We start from the raw sequence: 10,814 nt of genomic DNA, 5'->3' as shown, positions 1-10,814 counted from the left end.
GGATTTGACTCTGCGCTGAGGGCGGCGCTCACCTGCGATTCGGCGAAAATCTGCGCCCTGGATGCAGAGTCAACGCGGCGACGCCGGTACGGTGACCCGGACATGAAAATCCAGCTGCTGGGCACCGGCAGCGCCGACGGTTGGCCCAACCCGTTCTGCGCCTGCGCCTCCTGCCGAAACGCTGCGGCGGCGGGCGAGATCCGCGGCCAGACCGCCGCCCTGATCGACGACACGCTGCTGATCGACTGCGGCCCGGAGGTGCCGCGCGCCGCGGTGCGGCAGGGCGCGTCGCTGACCGGGGTGCGCCAGATCCTGTTGACCCACGCCCACTTCGACCACGTCGGGCCGGGCGCGTTGCTGATGCGGCACTGGACCCGCACGACCGCGCCGCTGGAGGTCCTCGGGCCGGAGAGCGCGCTGGCGCAGTGCCGACCCTGGGTGGAGGACAGCAACCCGATCAGCTTCTGCGTCCTCAAGCCCGGCGACGACGTCGACCTCGGGAGCTATCACGTGCGGCCGCTGCAGGCCAACCATGCGGCGGAGTTCGGCGGGGAGGCCCTGCTGTACGACGTCACCGCGCCCGCGGGCGGCCGACTGCTGTGGGCCACCGACACCGGTCCGCTCCCCGGCGAGACGATGCGCGAGTTGGCCGGCGCCGCGTTCGACGCGGTGTTCCTTGAGGAGACGTTCGGCACCTTCACCGAACACGGCAGCGCCCACCACGATCTGCCCACCTTCGCCGAGACGGTCACCGGCCTGCGGGCGTGCGGCGCAATCGTCGAACACACCGAGGTGGTGGCGATCCACCTGGGCCACCACAACCCGCCGGATCTGGACCGACGGCTGGCGGCCTGCGGCGCCCGTGCCGGCAGGGACGGGGAGACGGTGGCGATCCGGCGGCAGCGCTACCCGGCTTTGTAGAGCACCTCGCAGTCGTGCAGGCAGCCTTCGGCGGCGGCCTTCGAGCCCGGCTTGGCGCGGCGGTGCAGCACCGCGCGCACCGGCACCAGCGTCGCCGTGCCGTCGCGCACGCTGGCCCGGCCGTCGACGAACAGGGAGTAGTCGGCCGGGTCGCGCGGCGGCCACACCAGTGACACCTCCGGCTGCCGGTCGAGGTTCTTGGCGGTGGAGCCGCCCACCGGACCGATCTCGATGACGCCGTCGGGACCCGCGCCGAGCACCGGGTTGACCGCCACCGCGTGGGAGTGGTGGGTCTCGTTGACGGTGATCAGGTAGGCGAAGTCGTAGTCGGCCAGCGCGGCGGCCAACCGGTCGAGGTCGGTTCGGGTCGCAGACATGCCCCGAGAATAGCCGCGGGATGCGCGAGGATGGAGGCATGGAATTTCGCTACCTGGGCAACTCCGGCCTGCAGATCTCGGAGATCACCTACGGCAACTGGCTCACCCACGGCTCCCAGGTGGAGAACGACGTCGCCACCGCGTGCGTGCACGCCGCCCTGGACGCCGGCATCACCACCTTCGACACCGCCGATGTCTACGCCAACGGCGCCGCCGAGGAAGTGCTGGGCGCCGCCCTCAAAGGGCAGCGGCGCGAGTCGCTGGAGATCTTCACCAAGGTGTACTGGCCGACCGGCCCGGAACCGCAGGGCAAGAACGACACCGGCCTGTCCCGCAAGCACGTCATGGAGAGCATCGACGGCTCGCTGCGCCGGCTGGGCACCGACTACGTCGACCTCTACCAGGCGCACCGCTACGACATCTTCACCCCGCTCGAGGAGACCATGCAGGCCTTCGCCGACATCGTGCGCGCCGGCAAAGCGCTCTACATCGGGGTCAGCGAATGGACCGCCGAACAGATCCGGGCCGGCCACGCCCTGGCCCGTCAGTTGGGCGTGTCGCTGATCGCCAGCCAACCGCAGTACTCGACGCTGTGGCGGGTGATCGAACCGGAGGTCGTCCCCGCCTGCCGCGACCTGGGCATCAGTCAGATCGTGTGGTCGCCGATGGCCCAGGGGGTGCTGTCGGGCAAGTACCGACCCGGCCAGCCGCCACCGGCCGGGTCGCGCGCCACCGATGAGAAGGGCGGCGCCAACATGATCAAACACTTCCTCACCGACGAGACCCTCACCCGCGTGCAACACCTCGCCCCGATCGCCGACGAGCTGGGCTTGTCGACGGCGCAGCTGGCGATCGCCTGGGTGCTGCAGAACGACAATGTCGCCGCGGCGCTGGTCGGAGCGTCGCGGCCCGAGCAGGTGGCCGAGAACGTCAAGGCGGCCGGGGTCACGATCCCCGCCGAGGCCCGCACCCGCATCGACGAGGTGCTCGGCGACGCCGTCACCGCCGACCCGAAACTGGTCGCCCGCTCCACCCCGGCCAAGCGGCTGCTTTAGCGGCCGGGCTCAGCCGGCGAAGCGCAGCGTGTCGACGAGCTGATCGGCCAGCGCCGGGTCCGGGTCGCCGGGGCCGCCCTGCCGCATCGACACGACGAACATCACCGAGCCGGGCTGGCCGGGCACGGTGGTGGCCAGCATCAGGTGCAGCCCGCCCGGCGAGGAGGAGCACTCACCGGGCCCGACGTCGGAGACGGTGGCGACGATCTCCACGGCCGGGGTGTCGCCGATGCTCAGCTGCCGCGGCTCGCTGAGGCTGACGGTGGGGACGACGCCGTCGGCGGAGGTGAAGATGTCGGCGACCAGGCTGGATTCGATGCGCACCGCCTCATCGATGCTCTCGGCGTTGCTGGCGCCGGGCGCCCCCGCCACCGCGAATTGTTCGGATTGGCAACCCGGGTCCGGCCACTCGGATGCGCCGCTCATCGTCCGGATCGGGCAGTAGCCGAACGGGCCGTCGTCGCAAGGCTTTTCCCAGCCGATCAGCGTCGAGCACGATTTGATGACCCACTCCGGCGGCACGTCGTAGACCAGGCCGCGTGGGGTGTTCACCGTCGCCCACCCCTCGGGGGTCTGCGGTCCGGGGCCGGCGGCATGCTCATCGCAGGTGCTCGACAGGGGCTTCGACGGTGTCGAGGACGTGGTGGTCGGCGCGGTTGTGGTGGCGGTGGTCGTGGTGGCCGGCGAGCCGGTCACGGTCGTGGCGCTGGTGGATGCGGCGGTGGACGCGCTGTCCGAATCGGAGAACTGCCACACGGCTACCGCGGTGGCCGCCACCACGGCGACGACGGCGACGATGATGAGAACCACCCAGCGGGTGTTGTGCGGTGGCGGCGGGCCGCCGCCGGGTGGCGAGGTCGGATAGCCGCTCGGCGGGTAGGGCGGATAGCCGCCGCCATAGCCGCTGTATCCGCCGTGGTCGCCGTAGCCACCGTAGCCGCCGGCGCCGGAATACCCTGGCGAGTAAGGCGATCCGTAGCCCTGCGGGTAGCCGGAGCCGGGCCCGTACTCGGGGTACGGCATCGTCGGCTCGTTGGGCGACGGCGGATAGGTCATGGGCTCTCCCCGGGGGCCGGCGGCGGTTCGCCGCTATCCTAAGCCGCCGGTCAGCGCCGTCCGCGCACCAATCTGCCGGGCCGTGCCGCGGTGGGTGTGCCGTTCTCGGCGATCACCGCACCGGAGACGATCGTGGCCACGTACCCGTCGGCGGTCTGATCCAGCCGTCGCCCCCCGGCCGGCAGGTCGTAGGTGATCACCGGTTTGTGCAGCCGCATCGCGGCATGGTCGAGCACGTTCAGGTCGGCCTTGGCGCCCACCGCGATACGGCCGCGATCGCCCAGCCCGGCGACCCGGGCGGGCACCGAGGTCAACTGCCGGATCGCCTCGGGCACGCCGATGCGGCCCTCGGCACGGTCCCGCGCCCAGTGGGTGAGCAGGTAGGTGGGGAAGCTGGAATCGCAGATCATGCCGTAGTGGGCGCCGCCGTCACCGAGTCCCAGCACCACGTCGTCACGGCGCAGCAGCGACCCGATGGTGTCCAGCGACCCGCCTTCGAAGTTCGCCAGCGCACCGAGCAGAATGGCGTGGCCGTCGTCGTCGAGCACCCGGTCGTAGGCCTCCTCGACCGGTGAGACCCCGCGCGCTTTCGCGCGCGCGGCGATGGAATCGGCCGGGTCCGGCTCGTAGTCGGCGCCGCCGGACGTCGTCTCGGTGAGCGGGAAGATCCAGTCCCAGGCCTGCGCCATGTACAGGATCGGGTTGGCCGGGACGTTGCTCGGCGTATCCGACAAAATGCGTTGGCGCACTTCAGGTTTACGCATCTCGGCCACCCGCTGCTCCAGCGGCACCCCGGCGATCTCCTGATAGCTGGGGTAGAGCACGAACGGGTTGGCGGTCAACTCCAAACCGATCATCAACCCGATCGGGCGGGGGAACACCTGCGCGGTGACCCGCGGGGCGCCCGCCGGGGCGTCGGCGTTGGCACGTTCGATCATCTCGATCGCCTCCGGCCACACCCGTTCGCCGGCGTTGGCGGCGATCAGGGTGAACGTGACCGGCAGGTCGGCGCCCGCGGCGGCGTCGAACACCTGCTGCAGCACCGGTTGATACCCGCCGCCGGGCAGGTCGGGCACGAACTGGATCAACCCGCCACCGCCGTCGGCGACCCCGCGCGCGATCTCGGCGAGTTCGGTCTCGGCGGCCTGGAAGCTGGGGATCTGCTCACCGCTGTCGGTGCGGTGGGTGGCCAACCGCGACGAGGCGAACCCCAACGCACCGGCCTGCACCGCCTCTTTGGCCAGTGCGCGCATCCGCGCCAGATCCTCGGCGGTGGCCGGTTCCCGGTCCGCGCCGCGCCGCCCCATCACATACACCCGCAGCGGCGAATGCGGCAGATACACCGCGACGTCGATGTCGAGGCGCCGTTCCGCCAGGGCGTCCAGGTACTGCGGGAAGGTCTCCCAGCTCCAGTCCAGCCCGTCGGTCATCACCACCCCGGGGATGTCCTCCACGCCGGCCATCACATCGACCAGCACCTCGTGGTCCTCGGCGCGGCACGGCGCGAACCCCACTCCGCAGTTGCCCATCACCGCGGTGGTCACCCCGTGCGCCGAGGACGGGTTGAGCCGGTCCGACCAGATGGCCTGGCCGTCGTAATGGGTGTGCAGGTCCACGAAACCCGGGGTCACCAGCAGTCCGGTGGCATCGATCTCGCGCCTGCCGGGTTCGTCGACGCGGCCGACCGCGGCGATCATCCCGTCGCGCACCGCCACATCGCCGACATACGGCGCCCCGCCGAGGCCGTCGACGATGCTGCCGTTGCGGATCACCAGGTCATAGCTCATGACATCAATCTACGGTCGCGGCGCGGTCGGCGGCTTGATCGGCGCGGTTCGGCGTAAGCCCGCGCCCGACCGGGTATGGCATGGTCGAAGGTGAGGACCAGCAGGTTTTTCAGATGATCCGAGGTGAGCAATCGTGGTCGCGATCGAGCAACTCAACGAAGATGAGTTGCGGGAGTTGTCGAGGCGTCGCGACGAGGCCGGTGTGCTGTCGGTCTATGTCAACGCCGATCCCAGCCGGGACCCGAGCCGGCAGGCGGCCGAGATCGACCTGAGCAACCGATACCGCGAACTGCAGCGCCGCGTCGCCGAGGACGGCGCCGGACCCGGGGACCGGCGCGCGACCGGCGCGGCCCTCGAGCGGCTGTGGCCACAGATCCAGTCGCTGGCCGGACCGACGGCCTCGGGGCGCAGCCGGATGGCGTTCGCCGCGCTGGGCGACGACTGGGTGCTGCATCTGGACAGTGCGTTACCGGTGAGCAACCGCGTCGTACTCGATGACGGGCCCTTCATCCACCCGCTGCTGGAACTGCTCGACGAGGGCCGGCCCGCCGGGGTCGCCCTGGTCTCCGGCGACGAGGTCCGGATCGCCGAATGGCGGGTCGGAGCGCTGCGGGTGCTGAGCCGCATGGAGCAACCCTATTTCGAGGCGCCGCATGAGCGGGCCGGGCAGATCGGGGGCGGGCCGCAGGGCCAGTTCAACAGTCCGGTGCGCGAGCAACGCCAGACCCGCGAACGCGATCTGACGCAGCGGTTCCTCGACCAGGCGACCGGGGTGGTCGCCGCGCTGGCCGGGGAGCGGGGCTGGGAACGGGTCCTGGTCAGCGGTGGTGAGCGCTGGACCGAGCCGGCCGTCGCGAGCTTCAGTCAACCGTTGCGCGGCAAGGTGTTCGGCGATCCGCGCAACCTGAGCAGCCTCGATGAGACGGCACTGGCCGCAACGGTCAGCACCTGGGCCCGCGATCAGCACAAGGACGACGAACAGCGCCTGCTGCAACGGGTGCGCGACGCGGCGGGCGCCGGCAACGCGGCGCTCGGTCTGTCCGAGGTGGCCGCGGCGCTCAACGCCGGGCGCGTCTACCACCTGGTGTACGACCCGGAGGTGCGTTACACCGGCGCGGTGGGCGCCGACGGCGCGATCTACGGCGGTGCGGAGGTCGGCCCGGATGGCCGGCCCGGCACCGCGGAGCCGCGGCTGACCGAGCGGCTCGTCGAGCGGGCCTTCGAGACCGGGGCCCGGATCAGTCCGGTGGAAGGCGCCGCCGCGGGGACGCTGAGCGACGTCGACGGCATCGCCGCGCTGCTGCGCTGGTAGCCACGGCACGCACCGGCCGGCAGCGCCGACGCCGGGTGTGGGAGTGAGAGGAATGGACAAGACAACGGACCGGCTGGTCAATTTCGCCAGCCAGGTCGACGAGCAGACGATCCGGCAAGCCGAGCAGACGGCGAGCATGCCGTTCGTGTACCCGCACGTCGCGCTCATGCCCGACGCGCATTTCGGGATGGGCTCGGCGGTCGGCACCGTCATCCCCACCCTCGACGCGGTGATGCCCGCCGCGGTCGGGGTGGACATCGGCTGCGGGATGGCGGCGGTGCAGACCGCCTTCGGCCGCGCCGATCTGGCCGGGCGTGACCTGACCGCGCTGCGCGACTCGATCGAGTCGAGCATCCCGCTGTCGCCGGGCCGGTACAACCGGCGGGCGGACCGGTTCGCCTTCACCGCCGGGCGCATCGACACCCTGGAGCGGTTGGCCCGCGACCAGGACGTCGACTTGTCGCACAGCAAGAACTGGCGGCTGCAACTGGGCACCCTCGGCGGCGGCAACCACTTCATCGAACTGTGTATCGACGACCGGGACCGCGTCTGGCTGTTCCTGCACAGCGGCAGCCGCGGCGTCGGCTACAAGATCGCCCAACGGCACATCCGCACCGCGCAGCAGTTGATGCGTCGGCGCGGCATCGACCTGCCCAACCGCGACCTGGCCTACCTGGAGGAAGGCACCGACGAATTCGACACCTACCTGCGCGAGTTGACCTGGGCGCAGGCCTTCGCGCTGGAGAACCGTGCGGAGATGACCGACCGGTTCCGGCAGGCCTTCGCCTACTGGATGGGCGTGGCCGCCGAGGACGCCGAAGACACCGAGAAGGACCGGGTGCTGTGTCACCACAACTACACCCGCCGCGAGACCCACGGCGGCAAGGAGGTCTGGTTGACCCGCAAGGGCGCGATCGACGCGCATGAGGGCGTGCGCGGGCTGATCCCCGGCTCGATGGGCGCGCGGTCCTACATCGTGCGCGGCAAGGGCAACCCCGACGCGCTGTGCTCGGCACCGCACGGCGCCGGGCGGCGCTACTCGCGCACCCAGGCCCGCAAGCTGTTCACCGCCGACGACCTGGCCGCGGCCATGACCGGCGTCGAATACCGGCACGGGGACGCCTGGGTCGACGAGATCCCGCAGGCCTACAAGGACATCGATGTGGTCATGGCCGACGCGGCCGAACTCGTCGAGGTGACCGGGGAGCTGCGCCAGGTTCTCAACGTCAAGGGCACTTAACCGGCGATACACCGACGCAGGAGGCGACGATGAAGGCGACAGTGAAGTTCGGCCGGATCGCCGGGGTGGCGGTCGGGGCGCATTGGAGCGTGCTGGCCATCGTGGCGTTGCTGGTCGCCGGGTTGTCGGTGCAGCTGCCGCAGATCGAGCCCGGCTATCCCACGGCGGCCTACCTGGCGGCGGCCGTGCTGGCGGCCACGCTGTTCGTCGTGTCACTGCTGGGCCACGAACTGGCCCACGCGGTGGTCGCGCAGCGCAACGGGGTCGACGTCGAGGGCATCACGTTGTGGCTGCTGGGCGGAATCGCCCGGCTGCGAGGCGATGCGCCGAGCCCCGGCGCGGACTTCCGCATCTCGGCGGTCGGCCCGGCGAGCAGCCTGCTGATCGCCGCCGGCTTCTACGGGCTGATGTGGCTGGGCACTCAAGCCGAGGCGACGCCGCTACTGGTGGCAGTGGCCGCCTATCTGGCCGTGATCAACGTGGTGCTGGCGGTGTTCAACACGATTCCGGCGGCCCCGCTGGACGGCGGACGGATCCTGCGTTCGGCGATCTGGGCGTGGCGCGGCGACCGGTATACCGCGACGATGGTCGCCGCCCGCGCCGGACGCATCTTCGGGTTCGTGCTGATCGCGTTGGGCATCCTGCAGGCCCTCGGCGGCGCCGGCTTCGGCGGGCTGTGGTGGGTGCTGCTCGGGTTGTTCGTCGTCACCATGGCCAACGCCGAAGAGCAGCAACTCCGCACCACCACGGCGCTGGCGGGGGTGCGGGTGCGCGACGTGATGACCGCCGACCCCGAGACGATCGGCGGGGATGTCACCGTGGCGGACTTCATCCAGCACACGGCGCTGGGCCGCAGGCACTCCAGCTTCCCGGTGCTCGACCACGCCGGCCGGCTGAGCGGGCTGGTGACGCTCAACCGGATCCGCGCGGTGGCCCCCGACCAGCGGGCGACGACCGTGCTGCAGGAGGTGGCCTGCCCGCCGGCCGAGGCGCCCGTCGCCCACCCCGACGAGGCGCTGACCGCGCTGCTGCCGCGGCTGTCGGGGTGTACCGACGGACGCGCCCTGGTGCTGGCCGACAACGCGCTGGTGGGCATCGTCTCCCCGAGTGACATCAGCCGCGCCGCCGCGCTGCACGGCTTGGGCGCGCGCTTCGACCGGTGAGCCGCCGGCCACGATTGAAGCTCAGCGGCGAAGAAACGCGATCCTCGCCTCCCTGGAGGTTCACTCGTCGCGCCCCGGCACCGCAGCTGTGAGGTTCATGTTTTCGGGGTAAACCCATGAGCCACGGGGTATCAGCGGTGCAGGCGATGCGGCCGCCCGGGCTGTCGCGTCGCTCAGCCCCCGACCGTCAAGTAACCCGGCGGTCGGGGGCGCCCCCTTTTCTGCGACGGTGCTGCAAATTTGGCGGCAAGGCCGCCCGTTGCGGTGTTCTCCGCGGCGATCTGTGATTACCGTAATTACTTATGGGTGAGTACGCCGCGCACACCGACCTGGCGTCGGTGCTCGGTGACCTGGCCCTCGAGATGCAGGGCCAGACCGACCCGGAGGCGACGCTGAAAGTGATCGTCGAAGGAGCGGTCGCGCTGGTGCCCGGTGCGCGCTGGGCCGGGGTGTCGATCAATAGGCGGGGCCGCATCGAATCGCGGATGCCCAGCAACGCGTTGGTCGCCGAACTCGACCAGGCGCAGGCGGATCTGGGCGAAGGGCCGTGCGTCAGCGCGACCCGCGAACACCACACCGTCTTGATCGACGACATGGCCGCCGAGTCGCGCTGGCCGCGATTCGCCCGGCTGGCACTCGAACGGGGCGTGCACAGTGTGGTCGCGTTCCAACTGTTCGCCGGCGAGGAGAACCTCGGCGCGATGAACCTCTACAGCACTGAGCCGGGCGTCTTCGATCGGGAATCGATCCTGGTCGGCGAGATCCTGGCGCAACACGCCTCCGCGGCCTTCGCCGGCGCGTTGTCGCAATCCCAATTGCAGTCGGCCCTGGCCAGCCGCGATCTGATCGGCCAGGCCAAAGGCATCCTGATGCACCGCGAACAACTCACCGGGATGCAGGCGTTCCAGTTGCTGCTGCGCACCTCGCAGAACGCCAACATCAAACTCGTCGAGGTCGCCCGCTGGGTGGTCGAGAAGCACGAAGCGGGTCTGGGCGGCTGATCGACCCGGGCGCCGACGCTAACCGGTCAGCGTGATGACAACCCGCACCGCGCCCGCCTCGTCGCGCGTCGCGACCGCATGGCCGGGATGGTCCCGGCCGGCGATGCGCACCGTCAGCGGACCGCCGGCGCCGAGGAAGTTGCGCCACCAGATCTTCGCGTCGGGCAGGTTGACCCCGATGGTGACCGTGTCGCCGGTGCGGCGGTAGGCCACCGGGATGGTGAACGTGCGTCCCGAGCGTCGGCCGGTGTAGGTCACCAGCGCCACCGTGCCGGTGAGCGCGCGGCCGAACCGGGAGGTGACCAGGGCGGTCACCGGCGCGTTGACCAGCGGGGCGCTGCGCATGAGTGCTCGCGCCGCCGAGTGCCTTTTCGTCATGGCCGTCCTTTCCTCAGTGGGTCAGAGTGAGGCACAGTGCCACCAGAGCCAGGCCCTGTAGCAGCGCACGCGGGTAGATGACGCGGTCCCAATCGGCTTGCAACCGATGTGGCGCCACGGCCGGGCCACGGCCGGTGGCGGCCGCGGTCAAGGCGCGGTTGATCGGTGCGCTCACCCGCAGATACAGCAGCAGCCAGATGACCATCAGCGCCACCGCGGTTCCCGCGGCCATCGCCCGCACCGGATGGCCGGTGAACAGCCCGGTGGCCGCACTGATCGCTGCGCCGACGGCGCCCAGCGCACCGAAGAACGGCATCCGGCGATCTCCGTACAGGTGCAGGTATCCGGCGGTCGCCGTCAACGCCGGTGCGTCGAGGCGCGCCAGCGCGGGCCGCAACACCACTGCGCAGAACATGTCGGTGCCGAAGAGCACTGCCACCCCCAGCAACGCGACCAGGGCCGGAGCGTGTCCGGGTGCTGTCATCGGCGGCCGCCAATCGATCGACGCTAGATTCGCTAGCAAC

At 70.8% G+C, this 10,814-nt stretch carries 11 protein-coding genes; 6 read left to right on the top strand and 5 right to left on the bottom strand.

The genetic code is table 11. The features are described 5' to 3' along the window. Window positions 1–102 precede the first annotated feature (102 nt). Window positions 103–921 (top strand): MBL fold metallo-hydrolase, encoded by an 819-nt coding sequence (locus A5643_RS03725; RefSeq protein ID WP_066852085.1) that lies wholly within the window; start codon window positions 103–105, stop codon window positions 919–921. On the opposite strand, the gene A5643_RS03720 is transcribed toward A5643_RS03725, so the two are convergent. After that, window positions 906–1,298, bottom strand: a complete 393-nt coding sequence (locus tag A5643_RS03720; RefSeq protein ID WP_066852083.1) for a hypothetical protein — start codon at window positions 1,296–1,298, stop codon at window positions 906–908. The two genes, A5643_RS03725 and A5643_RS03720, sit on opposite strands and share 16 nt — an antisense overlap. A 38-nt stretch (window positions 1,299–1,336) precedes the next feature. On the opposite strand from A5643_RS03720, the gene A5643_RS03715 reads away from it, so the two are divergent. Beyond that, a complete protein-coding gene (locus A5643_RS03715) occupies window positions 1,337–2,353 on the top strand; it encodes an aldo/keto reductase family protein (RefSeq protein ID WP_066852081.1) in 1,017 nt (338 codons plus the stop codon). A 9-nt stretch (window positions 2,354–2,362) separates the two neighbouring features. Here the strand turns inward: A5643_RS03715 and A5643_RS03710 are convergent, their stop codons facing one another. Both A5643_RS03710 and A5643_RS03705 read right to left on the bottom strand, forming a co-directional pair. Further along, a complete protein-coding gene (locus tag A5643_RS03710; protein ID WP_082948707.1) occupies window positions 2,363–3,409 on the bottom strand; it encodes a DUF8017 domain-containing protein in 1,047 nt (348 codons plus the stop codon). 50 nt (window positions 3,410–3,459) lie between these two features. Further along, window positions 3,460–5,196, bottom strand: coding sequence for an N-acyl-D-amino-acid deacylase family protein (locus A5643_RS03705; RefSeq protein WP_066852080.1), 1,737 nt, complete (start codon window positions 5,194–5,196; stop codon window positions 3,460–3,462). A gap of 133 nt (window positions 5,197–5,329) precedes the next feature. Here A5643_RS03705 and A5643_RS03700 point away from each other — a divergent pair, with 133 nt between their 5' ends. The 4 genes from A5643_RS03700 to A5643_RS03685 all read left to right on the top strand — a co-directional run bounded on the left by A5643_RS03700 (window position 5,330) and on the right by A5643_RS03685 (window position 9,912). Further along, window positions 5,330–6,508, top strand: a complete 1,179-nt coding sequence (locus tag A5643_RS03700) for an MSMEG_1130 family ribosome hibernation factor (RefSeq protein ID WP_066852078.1) — start codon at window positions 5,330–5,332, stop codon at window positions 6,506–6,508. Window positions 6,509–6,560: 52 nt separating this feature from the next. Then, window positions 6,561–7,748 carry an RtcB family protein gene (locus tag A5643_RS03695; RefSeq protein ID WP_066852076.1) on the top strand — a complete coding sequence of 396 codons (1,188 nt, stop codon included), beginning with the start codon at window positions 6,561–6,563 and terminating at the stop codon, window positions 7,746–7,748. Window positions 7,749–7,777: 29 nt separating this feature from the next. Next, window positions 7,778–8,911, top strand: coding sequence for a site-2 protease family protein (locus A5643_RS03690; protein ID WP_066852074.1), 1,134 nt, complete (start codon window positions 7,778–7,780; stop codon window positions 8,909–8,911). A 302-nt stretch (window positions 8,912–9,213) separates the two neighbouring features. Then, window positions 9,214–9,912, top strand: coding sequence for a GAF and ANTAR domain-containing protein (locus A5643_RS03685; protein ID WP_066852072.1), 699 nt, complete (start codon window positions 9,214–9,216; stop codon window positions 9,910–9,912). 18 nt (window positions 9,913–9,930) lie between these two features. Here the strand turns inward: A5643_RS03685 and A5643_RS03680 are convergent, their stop codons facing one another. Together A5643_RS03680 and A5643_RS03675 are read right to left on the bottom strand one after the other, a co-directional pair. Continuing rightward, window positions 9,931–10,290 carry a nitroreductase/quinone reductase family protein gene (locus tag A5643_RS03680; RefSeq protein WP_066852067.1) on the bottom strand — a complete coding sequence of 120 codons (360 nt, stop codon included), beginning with the start codon at window positions 10,288–10,290 and terminating at the stop codon, window positions 9,931–9,933. A 13-nt stretch (window positions 10,291–10,303) separates the two neighbouring features. Next, a complete protein-coding gene (locus A5643_RS03675) occupies window positions 10,304–10,774 on the bottom strand; it encodes a DUF1772 domain-containing protein (RefSeq protein WP_066852065.1) in 471 nt (156 codons plus the stop codon). Between the last annotated feature and the right edge of the window lie 40 nt (window positions 10,775–10,814).

Origin of the sequence: Mycobacterium sp. 1274756.6, from assembly GCF_001668625.1 — a bacterium.
Classification (GTDB): Bacteria; Actinomycetota; Actinomycetes; order Mycobacteriales; family Mycobacteriaceae; genus Mycobacterium.
Note: the sequence above shows the minus strand (reverse complement) of the source record. Positions and strands in the feature narration are given on the sequence as shown.